Source organism: Salinactinospora qingdaonensis (assembly GCF_039539445.1).
Taxonomy (GTDB): Bacteria; Actinomycetota; Actinomycetes; order Streptosporangiales; family Streptosporangiaceae; genus Salinactinospora; species Salinactinospora qingdaonensis.
Window position 1 is genome coordinate 118201 of sequence record NZ_BAABDD010000011.1, and the last position, 18359, is coordinate 136559.

General features: G+C 69.4%; 10 protein-coding genes and 3 tRNA genes. 8 read left to right on the forward strand and 5 right to left on the reverse strand.

All coding sequences use genetic code 11. The features are described 5' to 3' along the window. Both ABD848_RS13815 and ABD848_RS13820 read right to left on the reverse strand, forming a co-directional pair. On the reverse strand, positions 1-3939 hold the full coding sequence (locus ABD848_RS13815) for a type I polyketide synthase (RefSeq protein ID WP_344971763.1): 3939 nt from the start codon (positions 3937-3939) through the stop codon (positions 1-3). Between the two features lie 879 nt (positions 3940-4818). Next, on the reverse strand, positions 4819-6087 hold the full coding sequence (locus ABD848_RS13820) for a styrene monooxygenase/indole monooxygenase family protein (protein WP_344971765.1): 1269 nt from the start codon (positions 6085-6087) through the stop codon (positions 4819-4821). A gap of 308 nt (positions 6088-6395) precedes the next feature. Between ABD848_RS13820 and ABD848_RS13825 the strand changes: the two genes are divergently transcribed. Next, on the forward strand, positions 6396-7169 hold the full coding sequence (locus ABD848_RS13825; RefSeq protein WP_344971767.1) for a hypothetical protein: 774 nt from the start codon (positions 6396-6398) through the stop codon (positions 7167-7169). A gap of 99 nt (positions 7170-7268) precedes the next feature. Here ABD848_RS13825 and ABD848_RS13830 read toward each other — a convergent pair whose 3' ends face one another. Next, complete coding sequence (locus ABD848_RS13830) at positions 7269-7907, reverse strand: TetR/AcrR family transcriptional regulator (RefSeq protein ID WP_344971769.1); 639 nt, start codon at positions 7905-7907, stop codon at positions 7269-7271. Positions 7908-8105: 198 nt separating this feature from the next. Between ABD848_RS13830 and ABD848_RS13835 the strand changes: the two genes are divergently transcribed. The 3 genes from ABD848_RS13835 to ABD848_RS13845 all read left to right on the forward strand — a co-directional run bounded on the left by ABD848_RS13835 (position 8106) and on the right by ABD848_RS13845 (position 13887). Further along, positions 8106-9281, forward strand: a complete 1176-nt coding sequence (locus ABD848_RS13835) for an acyl-CoA dehydrogenase family protein (protein ID WP_344971771.1) — start codon at positions 8106-8108, stop codon at positions 9279-9281. A 195-nt stretch (positions 9282-9476) separates the two neighbouring features. Continuing rightward, a complete protein-coding gene (locus ABD848_RS13840) occupies positions 9477-12515 on the forward strand; it encodes an alpha-mannosidase (protein ID WP_344971773.1) in 3039 nt (1012 codons plus the stop codon). An 847-nt stretch (positions 12516-13362) separates the two neighbouring features. Then, complete coding sequence (locus tag ABD848_RS13845) at positions 13363-13887, forward strand: gluconokinase (RefSeq protein ID WP_344971775.1); 525 nt, start codon at positions 13363-13365, stop codon at positions 13885-13887. A 114-nt stretch (positions 13888-14001) separates the two neighbouring features. Here ABD848_RS13845 and ABD848_RS13850 read toward each other — a convergent pair whose 3' ends face one another. Beyond that, complete coding sequence (locus tag ABD848_RS13850) at positions 14002-14586, reverse strand: TetR/AcrR family transcriptional regulator (RefSeq protein WP_344971830.1); 585 nt, start codon at positions 14584-14586, stop codon at positions 14002-14004. 128 nt (positions 14587-14714) lie between these two features. Here ABD848_RS13850 and ABD848_RS13855 point away from each other — a divergent pair, with 128 nt between their 5' ends. Further along, on the forward strand, positions 14715-16259 hold the full coding sequence (locus tag ABD848_RS13855; RefSeq protein WP_344971777.1) for an MFS transporter: 1545 nt from the start codon (positions 14715-14717) through the stop codon (positions 16257-16259). Between the two features lie 155 nt (positions 16260-16414). On the opposite strand, the gene ABD848_RS13860 is transcribed toward ABD848_RS13855, so the two are convergent. Further along, positions 16415-17659 carry a molybdopterin molybdotransferase MoeA gene (locus ABD848_RS13860; RefSeq protein WP_344971779.1) on the reverse strand — a complete coding sequence of 415 codons (1245 nt, stop codon included), beginning with the start codon at positions 17657-17659 and terminating at the stop codon, positions 16415-16417. Positions 17660-17954: 295 nt separating this feature from the next. Here ABD848_RS13860 and ABD848_RS13865 point away from each other — a divergent pair. From ABD848_RS13865 to ABD848_RS13875, 3 genes are all read left to right on the forward strand, one after another. Continuing rightward, a tRNA-Gly gene (locus ABD848_RS13865) sits at positions 17955-18026 on the forward strand. Between the two features lie 38 nt (positions 18027-18064). Continuing rightward, positions 18065-18135 (forward strand) — tRNA-Cys (locus ABD848_RS13870). 31 nt (positions 18136-18166) lie between these two features. Continuing rightward, positions 18167-18241, forward strand: a tRNA-Val gene (locus ABD848_RS13875). Positions 18242-18359: the final 118 nt, after the last annotated feature.

The window sequence follows — 18359 nt, forward strand, 5'->3', positions numbered from 1 at the left end:
TCACTCAGGGCCGGCCAGCTCGGCAATCAGGTCCTCGGTGGTCATCGCCTCTGGGGCGGTACGCGACGGTGTCGAGGCGCGGTCGGTGGCGGGGGTGGGCTCGACGGTGACCGTTGCGGGCACGGTGGTGGCGTCGGAGTTCATGCGGCTCAACAGGTGGGCGCTGAGCTCCTCGACGGTGGGGTGGGACCAGATGGCGGTGGCGGGGATGCGTTGCCGGCAGGCGGCTTGCAGGGCGTCGCGGGCGCGGATGGCCATGAGGGAGTCCATCCCCAACTCCATGAACGGTCGCCGCAGCGGGACCTGATCGGTCTCGCAGCCCAGTACGTCGGCGACGGTCGCGCGCACGGTCGTGCGCATCAGTTCGGTGCGCGTCGCCGGGGAATCGGCGGCGGCCAGTCGGGTGACCAGGCCGGCCGCCTGCTCCTGGCGGGGCGCCACGGTGGTGGTGTCGGTGGCGGCTGAGACCAGGCGGACCCGTACCCCCTCCAAAACGGCGGCGGGCTGGTCGGTGTCGTCGGCCAGGGTGACGGTGGCGACGAGTTCCTCGGGGTCGGCGCGGGTAAGGCGGGCGTGGCAGGTGAGGCGATCGGGGGCGGCGCCGCTGAACCACACCGCGCTGACACCCACCGGAACGGCCAACTGCACCGGGCCGGGCAGGGCGCGGGTCAGCACCGAGACCAGTTGCAGGCCCGCGTCGAACAGGAGGGGGTGAGGTGCCCCGGGGGCGGGCCGCGTCGCGTCGGTGATCTCGACCGTGGCCACAGCCTCGCCGTCACCGGATGCGACCGCCCGCAGGGGGCGGGCTGTGGGGCCGCACGCCACGCCCAGATCGGCGAGAGCCGCATAGACCTCGTCGACGGTCACGGGGGTGGTACAGCGCGTGTGGGCGGCGGCCACACTCGGTACCGCCCCGACGTCGGCGACGTCGCGGGCGCGGCCTTGCAGGTGCTCGCGTGTGATGCCGTCGGTTGCGCGGGAGGTGACGGTGACGGCGGAGGCTCCGGCGTCGCCGGTCACGGCGAGCTGCACCTGGGGCTGCTGGGCGGTGGTGGCCAGCTCCAGCGGGTCGGTGAGGAGGATGTCGCTCACGCGCCGCCACCGCCCCGGCGCAGGCGGCAGCGCGCGGGCCAGCACCGCCAACAACACTCCCACGGTGGCGGCCCGGTGGCCGTTGACGGTGTAGTCGTCGAGGTAGGGCACGGTCGGTGGGGCGGGGCGCACCGGGAACACGGTGGTGTCGGGCTGGTGCAGGACTTCGACCGGCTCGCCTACGAGGGGGTGGTGCCCCGGCGCGGCGGCGGAGGTGTCCCGGTAGTCGACGCGGTCGATGTGGCGGTGGTGCCAGGGGGCGGGGGGCAGCACCAGCGCCGGTAGGTCCTCGGGCGTGGGCCATGCCACGTCGACGCCGAGGGTGTGCAGGTGGGCGAGCGAGGTCAGCATCGTGTCGCGCTCGTCGCACTCGTGGTGGCCCGAGGCCAGCACCACGCTGCCGTCCTCCTCTGCGGCGGGTTCGCCGGGCTGGGCGGTGATGGTCTCCTCGACGGCGCGGGCGAGCACCGGCCGGGGGGCGAGTTCGACGAAGGCGGTGGGGGTGGTGGCCAGGTCGGCGATGGCCTCGGCGAAGCGCACCGGTTGGCGTAGGTTGTGCGCCCAGTACTCGGTGCCCAGTTCCGGGCCGTCAACGGCGGCTCCGGTCACGGTCGAGCGCATCGGCAGTCGGGCGGGCTGGGCGGTGACCTCCCCGACCATGGTGCGCAGGCGGGGCAGCAGCTCATCGATATAGGGGCTGTGGGCTGGGAAGTCCTCGCCCACACGGGAGGCGTAGGCGCCCATGGCGGCCAGTTCGCGTTGGAGGTCGGTGAGCGCGCTCACCTCGCCGGAGACGACCGTGGTGTGGGCGGAGTTGAGCGCTGCTACGCCGAGCCGGTCGGCGCGTGTGGCGATGTGGTGTTCCACGGTGGCCGGGTCGAGGTCGGTGACGACCATCCCGCCCTGGTCGGCGACCTCGGCCAGGAGTTGACTGCGAGCGTGGACGATCCGGCAGGCGTCAGCCAAGTCCAGCGCGCCGGCGACGTGGGCCGCGGCGACTTCGCCGAGGCTGTGGCCCACGACCACGTCGGGGGTGACGCCCCAGCGGCGCCAGGTGCGGGCCAGGGCCACCTGAACGGCGAAGACGGCGGGCTGGATGAGGTCGACTCCGGCCAGTTCACGCTCGTCGCCGGGGCGCCACAGTTCGTGGCCGAGCGCGGCGAAGCCGGCGCGACACTCGTCGAGAGCCTGGCTGAAGTCGGGGGTGGTGGCGCTGAGCGTCTCGCCCATGCGTATCCAGTGGGAGCCGTGTCCGGAGAAGACGAAGGCCACGCGCGGGCGCTGGGCGGGTACGGGGCGCGGTCCGATCAGGTCGGGGTGGCGTCGTCCGGCGCTGAGCTGCTCCAGGACCGTGGCCGCCTCCTCGGCGGAGCCGGCCAGCAGCGCCGCGCGGTGACTGCGCGGCGTGTGGCGGTGGGCGGCGCTGCCGGCGACCCGGTCGATCTCGCCGGCGGCCACCTGTGGTGCCCATGCGGCGGCCAGGTCGCGTACCTCGTCGGTGGAGCGCGCCGAGATCGGTATGACCACACGCTGGGGCTGCCTGCGCTGCGGTGGCACGGGCGCCGCGGGTGGGGACTCCAAGACGACGTGGGCGTTGGTGCCGCCGAAGCCGAACGAGCTGACGCCGGCCAGCCGGGAGGTATCGCGGTGGGGCCAGGGCTCGGTGGTGTGCTGCACGGCGATGGGCCGCTGGTCGAGGCGCAGGTGCGGGTTGGGATGCTCGTAGTGGATCGTGGCGGGCAGCACCCCGTGGTGCAGCGCCAGCATGGTCTTGATGACGCCGGCGATACCGGCGGCGGCCTCCAGGTGGCCGAGATTGGACTTGACCGAGCCGACCCGAAGCGGGTGGGCGGCGTCGCGGCCCTTGCCCAGGGTGGCGGCCAGCGCTGCCACCTCCATGGCGTCGCCCAGGGTCGTGCCGGTGCCGTGGGCTTCGACATAGTCGACCTGGTGAGGGGCGATGTCGGCGCGGCTGTAGACGTCGCTGAGCAGGTGCTCCTGGCTGAGTCGGTTGGGCGCGAACAGCCCGTTGGACAGCCCGTCGGAGTTGACGCCGCTCTCGCGCAGCAGCGCATAGACCCGGTCGCCTTCGACGTGGGCGTCGTCGAGGCGCTTGAGGATGACTACTCCGGCGCCCTCGCTGCGGACGTAGCCGTTGGCGCGGTGGTCAAAGGGGGTGCAGCGCCCGTCGGGGGCCATGAAGCCGCCCTTGCTGAAGCTGACGGTGAGCATGGGGTTGAGCAGCACGTTGACACCGCCGACGATGGCCACGTCGATCTCGCCGCGTCGCAGCGCGTTGGCGGCCAGGTCGAGGGCCACCAGCGACGAGGAGCAGGCAGTGTCGACGGTGAGACTGGGGCCGCGCAGGTCGTAGCAGTAGGAGATGCGGTTGGCCAGCACGCTGGCCACCGAGCCGCTGAGCGCGTAGGGAGTGGCTTCCTGGCCGGCGGCCAGGCGCAAAACGGCGAAGTCGGGGGCGGCGCTGCCGATGTAGACGCCGGTCCTGCTGGCGCGCAGTCTCGCCTCGGGCAGGGCGGCGTCGTGGAGGGCTTCGGCGACCACCTCCAGCGTGAGGCGCTGCTGGGGGTCCATGTCGCGGGCCTCGCGCGCCGAGATCCGGAAGAAGTCGGCGTCGAAGCCGTCGATGTCGTCGAGAAGACCTGCCCATCGGGTGCTCATGGTGCCCGGATGGTCGGGGTCGGGGTGGTACAGCCGCCCCATCTCCCAGCGTTCGTCGGGGATCTCGCGCACCGCGTCGGTCCCGGTGGTGAGCAACTGCCAAAACTCGTCGAGCCCGCTGGCCTGGGGGAAGCGACACCCCATGCCGATAGCCCCAACTGCCACCATGTACTTGCCCCTATCTCACTAGCCTCCACTGGCACGAGTTTCTTCAGCCTCGTGCGGCGGCACCGGCAGCTCTGCTGAACCCAGGCGCCGATATTGGGGGCGTGGAGGTTCCGGAAACGGATGACCAACTCAGGTGCCGGCGCGGCCGATGTGGCCTGCCGGCGACTGTGGTCGTACCGGTAAGGCAGAGCGCGACGAGACGTCGCGGGAGTGGCGCGCCGCCCTGGGCGAACGTCGACGCTGTGGCCGCACGGCGCGAGCTCCCATGGGGAGAAGTCGCATGCCCTGGGCTGAATGGCGGCGCAAGCGGCTCCGCGGCGGGTGGGTCGAGCGTGGTGAGGAACGCAGTGGGGTGGGGTGGTCGCGGGTGGGACGCGCCGGCGCGGATGGGGCGGCTAGGAGCAGGAACGCTGTGGTGCTGGAGGACGTTTCGCCGGCCCCATAGGGGATATGACCAAGATCGCTGTCCTGAAATGCGGTTTTCCCTAGTTTCGGACAGGAGCACATAACTTTTCGGCGCTCACGACGGATGTGGTGACCATCGATCCCCGGCATCGCCGACGGAGAGCCGCCGACGCTTGAGGAAGAGGGACAATCCTCCCCAGCGCGCGGGCTCCTCCGGTCTCGCATACAGCGCCCTACTCACCGCGGATTGTGTTTCGGACCATAGCAATTCACTATAAAAACACGACAGATCAGCTATAGAGGTGACTATAGACGCATAATTAAGAAAGAGCAATGATCTACCATATTTTGGACGAAATACGGACGATTATAGTTCGGTACCTATGATCTTGCGCACACACGACAACGGCCCCACAACACCGCTCGTCGAAGGCGTTGTGGGGCCTACCGCAGCCGCAGCGACCAGCGCGGCTCCTATCCGTTATTGCTATTACGTGCTTGCACCTCGGCCAGGTAGGCGCGGGTGAGATCCGGCGCGAACAGCCAGTTCTGGTAGTCGGTGGGGTCGTTCCACCCCTGCACCCACCGGTCGGCGACCTCGGGGTAGGTCATGGCCGCGCCGATGAACTCGGCGAAATGCTCAGGCGGCGTGGCGCTTTCCCCCATGGTGGCGATGCTTTGCACGAACTGCTCAGCGTGCTGGCCATACTCCCAGAACCGCTCGAACATGCCCGCGAGGGTGTCGCGGTCAAAGGGCCGATCGCCGTGCTCCAGGATGCTGCTGAGGTAACTTTCCGCACATCGGGTGGAATTGTTCCACCCCTGCCCCCCAGCAGGGTCGGAGGTGATGACCACGTCGGCGATGCCGAGGACGGAGCCGCCCGAGGGCAGGGTTCCCACCGGCTTACGCACCTGCGGGCGCAGCGTTTGCAGCAGCACGCTATTGCCGTCGACCAACGAGGCGTCCTTACACCGCTCGTAGTACTCCGGCGCGCAGCGTTTGAGGACGCCCTTCATCTGGTTCAACACCTCGTCGGGGTCGGGGTGACGGTCGGGCTTGGACAGATCCATGAGGTTGCCCGGCTTGTCGACCACGAACAGCGAGTGGCAGGGACCCTGCGAGGTGAGCACCGGCACGAGGAAGATGTGCCCACCGTTGGAGGTAGAGGCCACCCATCCGGCGTCGCCGTCGCCGTAGCTGTCGGAGGTGACGTCGTAGAGGTAGGCCTGGGTGAGGACGCGGGGACGGGCGCCACTGAACCGATTCGGGTCGTGGTCGAAGAGGTCGCCTAGCTCACCGGCGCCGACGGCGATGACGACGAGATCGAACATTCGGGAGAAGTAGTCGAGGTCGGAGAGCGTCACCCCGTGGATGACGACCTTGCCGCCGCGGTCCTCGAAGTACTCCAGCCAGTCGGCCATTTTGACGCGGCGATCGACCGAGATCGCGTACTGGCCATCACCGAAGTTGCCCCGCAGCGAGACCCCAGGACCACCGCCCGAGTACAGCGACACGTTGAACTCCTCCATCCGAGGAGCCACGCCGGCCCAGAAGTCGAGGTGGTGGGCTTGCTCATACTTGAGGACGGTGGGCAGCGTGAACTGCGTAACCGCCGGACGTCCCGTGCGGATTTCAGTAGAGGTCTTGGCTGTGATCAACGTAACGTCATAGTCGTGGCTCAGCAGTCCGTGGGCCAGATGAAGACCTGACTGCCCCGCCCCAACGACGAGGACCTTGCGCATGTGTGTACACCTTCTCGCAGAGATGGCAAAAGGGGGGAGAAGAGAGGCGTGCCCACCACAGCATGTAAGCGCCGACCTGCCTAAGAGCACCAGTAGCGCACGCCAGCGATAGCGTAACGGCGCCCACCCAACCTGAAACGCCGCCAGATTAGCGCAGAAACCCTATTGGAGCCGACAAATCGCCTTCGAGGGTTGGGACATATAAACCTGCTGAGTAGCAGCCCCAACACGCCGCGGAGTCGCACCCCTGCCCCGGGAGCACTCACTGTTCATCACACTGCGGGTTATGAGAGAGGTCAGTACCCACCGTGGTCTCCCCCACCCCTAATACCGACAGCCCCGAACGCCGGTACTGTCAGGTACCGCTGTGCCTGCATACGCGGGTTGTCACCACTCCAGAAGTGGTGCGACTCGCCAAGATCTTGCTTCCTCCCTCTGCGTATGCGCTCTACGAGCACATCGCCTGCTCACCCACCGGCTTGGCCATCGCCGAACTCGCCCACCGCAGCGAGACACCGGTTGGGGCGACCAAGATCACAGTTCAGTCACTTCTGTCGAGCGGGTTGGCCCATACCCGCGACGAGGACCGGTCGGTGACGGTGGCCGGTGCGAACTTGAAGCGGGAGCAGACCCTCATCTCGACGGTGTGCCCCGATCCCGTCGAGATGAGGGTCCAGATGCCGTTTCGTGGCGAGCGGGCCGTCACGATCACCTCACATTTCGGGCGGGCCCGGTTGTCCAACGGCACCGCGCCGATTTCGCTGACCGGCTCCCCCCGCCACTGGCGCCATCAGGGACAGTGGGACGAGGCCACCCGGGGCACGCTGGGCATGGTGATCCTGGTCGAACCCGACGACCCGCGCGCCACGGACGCCGCGCTGGCCTACTGCCGCAAGCACCGGCTCCCTTATGTCCTGGCCGTTCCCCTACAGGGAGCGATCCACCACGCGCGTCGGCGGATTCGCCGGGAGCTGGAACTCAACGAGACCCCCATCCTCGGCTGCGACCCCCACGACTCCCGCGACGTCACCGAGGTGCTGTGGACCCTGCTGCACTTAGTACGCGCTGCGGACCGGTCCTAGCCACGGGGCGGCGTGGCCGCCCCAGCGGCGCGGGGGTGACGGTTCACGGCAGCGCCATCCCCGCGCTAGGGCGGGGGTACCCGCCCGTCTTAAGCGCGGTCACCCGGCGGATTCCCCGCTGGTCTCGTAGAGGTGGCTGAGTCCGTCCAAGAAGGCGGTCAGCGCCAGTTCAAAGCTGTCGTGGTCGATCTCGGCGGCGTGCTCGGCCAGCCGGTGGGCTTGAGAGAGGTTGGGGTAGCGGTCGCGGTAGACGCGGATGTCGGCGTCGAAGCCGCGGGAGAACGAATGGAGCGCGGCCCCCACCACGAGATACTTCGTGGAGGCACCGATCATGGTGGCCAACCGCGCGGGCCACCCCGCCCCCACCAATCCGCCGTGGACGGCATCGGCCATGCGCAGGGCCGCGTCCCGGCGTCCCGGGCCGCTGGCGATGAACGGGACCATGTTCGGGTGGGCCGACAGCGCCGCAAAATAGGAGCGCGCCCACAGCCTGATCCCCTGGCGCCAATCGCCGGCCTCGAATCCGGAGACGTCGATACCGGCGGCCATCTCCTGGGCTATGTCGGTGAGTAACTCCTCTTTGGTCCGGTAGTGGCTGTACAGCGACGCGGCGCGCACGTCCAACTCTTGGGCGAGTTTGCGCATCGACAGTCCTTCGAGCCCGTCGCGATCGACCAGCGCCAACGCGGTCGAACGGATCACCTCTGGACTCAACAACGGCGTCTTGGGCCGACCCACGAAGCTACTCCCCTCCCCTGTGCGACAGCAGCGTCTCCCATCATCGCCCATCCACGACCATCGCTCTTGCCAAGTGGTCACTGCCGTCATACCCTGCAAAACCGAACACTGTTAGTTTAACGGGGTAGCGCGATCCCAACGGGCCCGTACACGCAGCCGGTCCGGCGACCCCCGAGGCGGCTTGGCAAGGAGAAGTAGATGGTCGACTTTTCACTCAGTGACGAGCAGCGCCAGATCCGTGACTGGGTGCGAACCTTTGTCGAACGAGAGATCATGCCGCTGGAACCCGAGGTGCTGCGCCGGGAGCGCCGCGGCGAGGCCCAGGGACTGACCTCCAAAGAACTGCACGACCTGCAACAGTTGGCCAAGAAGTCCGACTTCTGGGGCGTGCAGACGCCCCCCGAGTATGGCGGCATGGGCCTCGACGCCGTCACTACGGCACTCATCGAGATCGAACTGGGACGTTCCTTCGTCCCCTTCAGCTTCGGCGGCAGCGCCGACAACATCCTCTACTACGCCAACGCTGAGCAACGGGAGCGCTACCTGCTGCCCACCATCGCCGGCGAGCGCAAGTCCTGCTTCGCCATTACCGAGCCCGGCGCGGGCTCCGACGCCAAAGCCATCCGCACCCGCGCCCACAAGGAGGGCTCGGAGTGGGTCATCAACGGCGAGAAGACCTTCATTTCCCGTGGCATGGAAGCCGACTTCACCATGGTCTTCGCCGTCACCGACCCGGAGAAGGGCGCCAACGGCGGGGTCACCTGCTTCCTGGCCGACCGCGAGTCCGGCTGGCGTTCCGAGCACATCGACACCATGGGTGAGTGGGGCCCTGCCTCGCTGATCTTCGAGGACGTGCGCGTGCCCGAAGAGAACGTGCTCGGCGAGGTCGGCCAAGGCTTCGCTTTGGCCATGCAATGGATCGGCCGTGGCCGCTACCTGCTGCCGGCCCGCGCGCTGGGCGCATGCGAGCGGCTGTTGAACATGGCGATCGAGTACGCCAACACACGCGAGACCTTCGGCGCCCCCATCGGCGAACGCCAGGCCATCCAATGGATGATCGCCGACTCCCAGGTCGAGATCGAGGCCCTGCGGCTGCTGGTGCTCAACGCCGCCTGGCAGGTCGACAACGGCGCCGACTCTCGCCACGCCCAGTCCATCGCCAAGCTGTACGGCGGTGAGAAGGCCAACCAGATCGTCGACCGGGTCATGCAGATCCACGGCGGGATGGGCTACACGCGCGAGCTGCCCATCGAACGCTGGTACCGGGAGCTGCGGCTGCTGCGCATCTACGAGGGCACCGACGAGATCCAGCGACGCACGATCGCCCGTGACCTGCTCAAGGGGCGTGTGACCGTGGGACGGACGCTGGAGTAGGGAGCCGCGCTCCCCCGCGAAGGCACGGGCGCGGGGACGTTGGGGACTCGCCCCCGGGCACCGGTGGGTCGCGGTGGGGTCACCAGTGCGGGTGCCCCTGGCCGTCTAGACGGCCAGGGGCACCCGCATGCGTCTTGACGGGACCTCGTCGCCCTGAAAACCTGCACCCGAAACGACGATTTTACGGAGCGTGCGGTGCACGACGACCGCCTACTGGTGGAACAGCGCCTCGATCGGGTCCTGGGACAGCGGATCTGGACCGCGATTTATCCGACCTCGATCCCCCTCACCATCGAACGGTGGGACGTCGCGGGCGAACCGGTGCCGGTCGAGACAGCCCTGGCCGCCCCCTACCGCCCGGCCCGCGTGGGCGAGCCGTGGGGACCGCCCTGGGCGACGACGTGGCTGCGCCTATCGGGCACCGTGCCCCCGCAGTGGGCAGGGTGCACCGTAGAAGCCGTCATCGATCTCGGCTTCGCCCCGGAACGGCCGGGATTTTGCGCCGAAGGGCTCGCCCACCGCCCCGACGGCACCGTCATCAAAGGGCTCAACCCGCGCAACCAGTGGCTACCGGTCGCCGACACCGCACGCGGCGGCGAGGAATTCCAGTGCTACATCGAAGCCGCCGCCAACCCCCTCATCCTGGGCCCCGACGGCTTCACCCCCACCGCGTTGGGCGACGACCGCACCGCCGGCGAACACCCCCTCTACACGCTGCGCCGCCTCGACCTGGCGATCTTCGACCGCACCGTGTGGCATCTGGCCATGGACCTGGAGGTGCTAGGCGGCGTCATGGCCGAGCTGGCGCCCGACACCCCGCGCCGCTGGGAGATCCTGCGGGCCGTCGAACGCTGCCTGGACCGGCTCGACCTGGCCGACGTGGCCGGCAGCGCCGAGGCCGCCCGCGGCGAACTGGCCGAGGTGCTGGCCGCACCCGCTCACGCCAGCGCGCACCGCGTCTCGGCCGTGGGCCACGCCCATATCGACTCGGCGTGGCTGTGGCCGCTGCGCGAGACGGTGCGCAAGGTAGCGCGCACGACCGCTAACGTTACCTCCCTCATGGACGACGACCCCACCCTCGTGTTCGCGATGTCGCAAGCCCAGCAACTGGCGTGGCTGCGCGATCATCGGCCCGACGTCTACGCACGGGTGCGCGAGCGCGCCGCCGAGGGCCGGTTCGTTCCGGTGGGGGGCATGTGGGTGGAAGCCGACACCAACATGCCCGGCGGTGAGGCGATGGCGCGCCAGTTCAGCCATGGCAGGCGCTTCTTTCGCGACGAGTTCGGCGTGGACACCCCTGAGGTGTGGCTGCCCGACTCCTTTGGCTACTCCGCTGCCCTGCCGCAACTCATCCGGCTTTCGGGCGCCTCGTGGTTTTTGACGCAAAAAATCTCGTGGAACCAGCACAACCCCTTCCCACACCACACGTTCTGGTGGGAGGGCATCGACGGCAGCCGCGTCTTCACCCACTTCCCCCCGGTCGACACCTACAACTGTGAACTGAGCCCTGGCGAGCTGGGCCACGCCCAGCGCAACTTCCGCGAGAAGGGGCGCGCTCGCTGGTCGCTGGTGCCCTTCGGCCACGGCGACGGTGGCGGCGGCCCCACCCGGGAAATGCTGGCCCGCGCCGAACGCATGGCCGACCTGGAGGGAGCGCCGCGCGTGCGCCTGGAACGGCCGGCGGAGTTCTTCGCCCGGGCAGCCGCGGAATACCCAGACGCTCCCGTCTGGGAGGGCGAGCTGTACCTCGAACTGCACCGCGGCACCTACACCAGCCAAGCCGCCACCAAGCGGGGCAATCGGCGCAGCGAACACCTGCTGCGCGAGGCGGAACTGTGGGCGGCCACGGCCACCGTGCGTATCGGCGCGCCCTACCCCTACGAGCAGCTTGACCGCCTGTGGAAACGGGTCCTACTCCACCAGTTCCACGACATCCTGCCCGGCACCTCGATCGCCTGGGTCCACCGGCAGGCCGCCCAAACCTACGCCGAGATCGGTGCCGAACTCACCGAGATCATCGACACCGCCCAGCAGGCGCTGGCCGGCGACGCCACCACCGGCCAGCACATCGAGTTCAACGCCGCCCCCCACGCCCGTGACGGTGTCCCCGCGCTGGGCGCCGCCCCCGCCTTCCCTACCGAGGAGGGCGAAGTGACGGTGAGCACCACCTCCGGCGGCCACGTGCTGGACAACGGCCTGCTACGCGTCAGTGTGGACCCGCGCGGCCTCGTAACCTCGGTGCTGGACCTGGCCAGCGGGCGTGAGGCGATCGCGCCGGGAGCCGCCGCCAACCTGCTGCAACTCCACCCCGACTTGCCCAACGCCTGGGACGCCTGGGACGTCGACTCCTTCTACCGCAACCGGGTCAGCGACCTGGTCGAAACCGAGGAGCCGGTCACAGTGCTCCCGGAGGGGCGGGCGGCAGCGGTGACCGTGCGGCGCCGTTTTGGCGACTCGACCGTGCGGCAGACGGTGACGCTGCGCCCGGGCGCGCACCGGCTGGATATGACGGCCGACGTCGACTGGCGCGAGCGCGAAAGCTTCCTCAAGGCGGCCTTCCCGCTGGACGTGCGCGCCGGCACCGCCGCTTCGGAAACGCAGTTCGGACACGTGCACCGGCCCACCCACACCAACACCTCCTGGGACGCGGCGAAGTTCGAGACGTGCGCCCACCGCTGGGTCCGGGTGAGCGAACCCCACTACGGCCACGCCCTGGTCAACGCCGAGACCTACGGCCACGACGTGACCCGTGACGTGCGCGACGACGGCGGCACCACCACGACGGTGCGGCTGTCGCTGCTGCGGGCGCCGCGCTTCCCCGACCCTGAGACCGACCAGGGTCGACACGCCTTCAGCTACAGCCTCGTGCCCGGCGCCGGCATCGCCGACGCCATCCGCGAGGGCTACCGGATCAACTTGCCCGCGCGCCGCGTGGCGGGCGACACGCCGGTGCCGCCACTGGTGACGGTGGACGCGCCGGGCGTGGTGGTGGAGTCGGTCAAGCTCGCCGACGACCGCTCGGGCGACGTCGTGGTGCGCCTCTACGAGGCCCACGGCGACCGCGCCAGCACCGAGGTACGGGCCGGTTTCGACGTCAGCGACGTGTGGACGGTGGATTTGCTGGAGGACTCCCTCGCTGCGGCTGCCCACCTCCGGCGCGACGGCGCGGCGCTCCACTGCGACCTGCGCCCCTTCCAGATCCTGACCCTGCGCTTTGCCCGACAACGGAGCTAGGTTCTGGTTTTCAAACGGCTGGGGTGGGGCCGTGGGCGGTGTTCTCCGTTCGCTCCTGCCTCGAGCGCTGCGCGATCTCAGCAGCCTGGGGCGGACTGTGGCTGAGGTGGGGCGAGTACCACGACAGATGGGCTACGGCTGAAATGAAGCAACTACCACGGCGGGGGAGCTGTGGCTGGGTGGGTGCTACGGATCAACACCTTCTGGGGGCATCTGCCACGGGCGACCACGCCGGGAGAGGCGCACCCACCTGCCTCCCCTAGCCCGAAAGCCCGCCACCCGCCGGTCAGCAGAGCCCTCCCCGAAGCAGGAGCCGCCCCCACCCCGCAGAAATCGCTCTGCCGTAGCCCACCCTCGCGCGTCCGCTGGCTGCCGCTACGGCCGTGTCGGTCCCGTACCCCCCGCTACAGCACCACCATCCCGAGTTAGGGCGAGATCCCACGCTGGAGCGACGTTCTTTCGCCCCGTGGCCACCCGCGTCGTTTCCTGTCGCCTCAGCCACCGCGTCCCCTTGAGGCTGGCGAGATCGCGCAGCGATCGAGGCACGAGCGAACAGCACCCCTTCCAGGTGTGGCCCATCCGCCGGAGGCTACCGAGCTCGCGCAGCGCCTCAGGCGGCACCCCTCAGACTGGCGAGATCGCGCAGCGATCACGGCACGAGCGGACACCACCTCCGCCCCTTTGACACCCCCACAAAAGCCCCCGAGCGGCCGACCTCACGCTTGACCTCGCCTGGCGTGACCGGCGCGGGCGGCTGCGGGGGACATCTGTAACACTGGTAGCACTGTTGGGCGAGAGCGTCGCGGTCGCCGCCGGGCGGCGCGGCCGTCTCGGGAAGGATCGCAGCGTGCATTTCGTGTTCATGGGGGTCTCCGGCAGTGGCAAGACCACAGTGGCCGAGGTGGTGGCCGAGCGGCTGAACCTGCCGTTCGCCGAAGCCGACCACTTCCACCCCCAAGCCAATATCGCGAAGATGTCGAGCGGGGTGGCGCTGACCGACGACGACCGGCGGCCGTGGCTGGAATCGCTCGCCGCGTGGATCGGCGAGCACGAGGCCAGGGGGCAGGCCACCATCATGGCCTGTTCGGCGCTCAAGCGCGCCTACCGGGACATCCTGCGCCAAGGCGCGCCCGATGTGCGCTTCGTCCACCTGGCCGGATCGGTGGAGCTGATCGCGCAGCGGTTGCGCTCGCGCACCGACCACTTCATGCCCGGAGGGTTGCTGGAGTCCCAGGCGGCGACCCTGGAGCCGCTGGCCCCCGACGAGGACGGGGTGACGCTCGACCTGGCCGCACCGATCGAGACGAGCGTCGCCGAAGGGGTGCGGGTGGTGAGCCAGGCGCTGGACCTGCGTGATCCCGCGGGAAGCTGACACGACGGGCCCGTGCCGCGCTCCCTTCCCCACCACGCTTGCACGGAAAGCGGTGCGGCCGAACGTGGCGGACGGGGCTGCGCGTAGGTACCCGCGGTTCCCGCTTCGGGGCGCTCAGCCCTGGCGGGGCTCTTCTGCCGGTACAGCCTCGCGGGAGGAGGCAGGGACGGCGGCCTGCTCAGTGAGGCGGTCGGTGAGCGCGCGCAGCACGGCCGGATCGGGTTGGGGCAGGTCGGCGAGTGCGCTGAGGTAGAGACCGTCACCGACCAGGCGCACGGTCTCGGCCAGCACCGGGTCCCCGATCTCTTCGTGGAGCAGGTGGGACCACCGGGCGAAGATGCCGTGAACAATCTCGCGGGCCTCAGCCGAAATGTCCTCGTTGCCGCGCAGAGCAGCGATGATCGACCAGTACAGCGCCGCCTCCTGTGAGGTCTGGGGCAGCGATACCCGCAAAAACACCCGCGTGACTCCCTCGTCCCCTTCCAGCGCCTGGCGGAACTCCGCCTCGGCGCGTTCGGCCAGACGCCGGATCAGGGCCGTCATCATCTCGGCTTTGGACGGAAAGTGGTAAAGCAGCCCACCTTTGGATACGGCGGCAGCAGTGGCTACGGCTTCCAGCGTCGCCGCCGAGGGGCCGCGCTCGATGAGGATCTGCTGGAGGGCGTCAAGGATACGGTCGCGCGTTGTCGAACTCACGATTGCTACTGTACCGTCCAGACGGTCCAGTACCGTCTGGACGGTACAGAATTTTTGTAAGGTACCCCGCCCCGGGGCTCGTGCGGCCGATCGGGAAAGGGTCAGGGCAAAGCACAAGGAACGGGGGATGTATGAGTACCGCCGCCAGCGCGACCGCGGGCTCGGGGCGCGGCTCTCCGGCCACCGCCGGAGCGCGCGAATGGGCGGCCCTGGCCGTGCTGACGCTGCCGGTGCTGCTGATCACGATCGACATGACCGTCCTGGGCTTCGCCGTGCCCTTCCTCAGCGAGGATCTGGCTCCCAGCGGTGCGCAACTGCTATGGATCGTCGACGTCTACTCGTTCGTCCTGGCAGGGCTGCTGATCACCATGGGCACGCTGGGGGACCGGATCGGCCGTCGCCGGCTTTTGCTCATCGGATGCGCGGGGTTTGGCGCCGCCTCGCTGGTGGCCGCCTACGCCCCCACCGCCGGCGTGCTCATCGCGGCGCGGGCGCTGCTGGGCGTGGCCGGTGCCACGTTGATGCCCTCCACCCTGTCCCTCATCCGCAACACCTTCCACGATCCGCGCCAGCGGCTCATGGCGATCGCGACGTGGGCTTCGATGTTCTCCGCCGGTTCGGCGCTAGGGCCCATTGTGGGCGGCTGGCTGCTGGAGCGGTTCCACTGGGGCTCGGTCTTTTTGATCAACGTGCCAGTGGTAGCGGTGGCGCTGCTCGTGACGCCGCTGCTGGTGCGCGAGTCGCGCAACCCCTCCCCCGGGCGCTACGACCTGGCCAGCGCGGCGCTGTCGCTGCTGGCGGTGCTCGCGGTGGTCTACGGGGTCAAGACCATGGCCGACGAGGGCCCCTCAGTGACAGGTGGCCTGGCCGTGGCACTTGGGCTGGGGGTGGGCTACGCCTTCGTACGGCGCCAACTGCGATTGACCACCCCGCTGATCGACCTGAAGCTGTTCGCGATCCGCGAGTTCGCCGTGGGGGTGGCCACCAACTTCACGGTGGTGTTCACCCTCATCTCCTCTCTGTTCTTCCTCACCCAATATCTGCAACTGGTCCAGGGCATCAGCCCGATGCGGGCCGGTCTGCTGCTGGTGCCGGGCCTGAGTATGGCGGTGGTGATGCACTTCGTCGCGGTCGCCCTGGCGCGGCGGCTGCGCATGGGCACGGTCATCGTCATCGGGCTGGCGCTGGCCGCCACCGGCTACGCGATGCTGACGACGCTGCCTATGACGGATGGCGCCGTGTTCGTGGGCGTGGGGTTCGGGCTGATCGGCATGGGAGCCGGCGTCACCGACACGTTGACCAACGACGCCATCATGAGTGCCGCGCCGCCCTCGCGGGCGGGAGCGGCCTCGGCGGTTTCGGAGACCGCCTACGAGCTGGGGGCGGCTCTGGGAGTGGCGCTGTTGGGCAGTGTGGTCACCGCGATGTATCGCACCGGTCTGGAAAGTGTGCCCGGCGTCGCGGCCTCAACCATGGCCGAGGCCCGTGAAACGCTGGGTGGGGCTGTCAGCGCCGCCCAGGAGGCTCCGCAAGGAGCAGCGGCACTGCTGAACGCCGCACGCGCCGCGTTCACCGATGGTGTTCAGATGGCGAGCCTGATCGCGACGGTCCTGATCGTGGCCATCGCCGTCCACGCCGGTATCATGCTGCGCCGCAGGGGCCAGGAGGAGACGTGACAGCCCTCCATCGGGCGTGCACGGCTAGGGCCGGTGTTATGGATCGGCTGCCCTACGGAGAGGGCCGCTGCCCGGGTGGCCACAGTGCCGGGCGAGGGACGGTTCCCCCGCCCTAGCGTATGCCGCTCGCGACGGACGGGCCCACAACACAGGCCCTAGTGGGGCAGGCGCAGCAGCTCGACCTCGCCTTCCGACCAGCCCGGCGGCACCACGGCCAGGGCGTCGGCCATGGCAGCGCCGCGCAGCGTGGCGGGACGGTCATGGCCCACGGGGTAGGCGCACTCGCCGGCGAGAGCCACCGCCACCAGGCGGGTATCGCGCGGATGCGCGGCGACCTCACCGCGCAACGGCAACCGGGACGGCGTGGCGCGCGTAGGGTCATCACGCCCGGACAGCCCGGCCAGCACGGGAACCAGCAGAGTGAGGGCCGCGGCCAGGGCCGCGTTGGGGTTGCCCGGCAGGCCGACGACGATGGGTCCGGCAGCCTCACCGGCCCCCAGGTGGGCTAACAACTGCGGGTGGCCGGGACGGCAGGCCACCCCTTCGACCAGCACGGTGGCCCCGAGCTCGGTGAGGGCGGCCCGCACGTGGTCGGCGCGCCCCACCGAGGAAGCGCCGCAGGCGACGATGACCGAGGCGCTGTGCTGCTCGGCCGCCGCCCGAAACGCCGCCACCGTGGCCGCCCGGTCGTCGGCGACATGGTGAGTGTGGCTGAGCTCGGCGCCGGCCCAGCCGGCGAGCCCCGGCAGCACGGGGCCGATCGCGTCGCGCACCGCGCCGGCGGCGGGGGCGCCGGAGTGGATCAGCTCGTCCCCGGTCACCAGGGCGGTGACCCGCGGACGCAGCACTGGCAGGGTGTCGTGGGCGAGGCTGGCCGCAAGGCCAAGGACAGCGGGCGTGACGGGGGAGCCCGCCGGCAGCACCGTCTCCCCCGTGGCCGTGTCCTCCCCGGTGCGTCTGATGTGGCGCCCGGCCCGCACCGTGCCGCCGAGATGGGCACCGTCCCGGTCGGCTTCCTCGTAGGGCAGCACCGCTTCGGTGCCCTCGGGAACCGGCGCTCCCGTGGCGATCTCCATCGCCTGGCCGCTCTGGAGCGCGCTTACAGCCGTTGGCGCGGCTCCGGCCGGCACTTCCCCGACAACCGTCCAGGGCGCTGGACCGGCCACGGCGTAGCCGTCCATGGCGGCAGTGTCGTAGAAGGGGATCGCTACGCCCGCCACCAGGTCCTCGGCGAGGGTGGCGCCGAGTGCATCCTGTAACGGTTCGTGGCGACACGGCGGAAAGCCGACGCTGCGCGCGAGGTCGCGTGCGGCCCCACGCGCCCGCTCCCACGCTACGGGGGGCTGGGGCCGCTCGGTAGCCGCACGCTCTGGCCTGGGGGTGTCCCGATGAACTCGCACGTGTTCTGTTCTACCGTCCGCAGCCGGCAACCGGTGGCCGAATCGCTCTCACAACCGTCCAACGGGGCGAGAGAGGGCACGGCTGCGCTGACCCCCCGGCCGTGTCGACAGCGTCATCGCTGCACAACGGGCTGTTGGCGGGAGAGCGCGCAGCGAGCGGGAAGCGGGCATACCGCGGATGAGAGGAAGCGCACCTACGTCACAAGCCCGGCTTCGGTTTGCTGTGTGCGCGGATTCCGCTAGAGTTTTACCCATCGTACAGCGCGGGCTCACAAGGCGCTGGGCTGGACGATACGCGGACGTGGCTCAGTGGTAGAGCATCACCTTGCCAAGGTGAGGGTCGCGGGTTCGAATCCCGTCGTCCGCTCGGAGTTCGGGAAGACACTGTCTCTTCCGCGTGAATCCGGTGGAGTGGCCGAGAGGCGAGGCAGCGGCCTGCAAAGCCGCCAACACGGGTTCAAATCCCGTCTCCACCTCACCGGCGAGGATCTGTAAACGATCAACGCGGGGCGATTAGCTCAGTGGGAGAGCGCTACCTTGACACGGTAGAGGTCGCTGGTTCAATCCCAGCATCGCCCACCATCAGCAGTACAGTTCAGGATTGTTGGTCTCTCATTATTTCTCTCTGGCCTAGTTCAGCCCGCCGTGGGAAATATCTGGGGGACCTTCTTTCGTGTGAGGGCTGTTCGCCCTGTGGGGC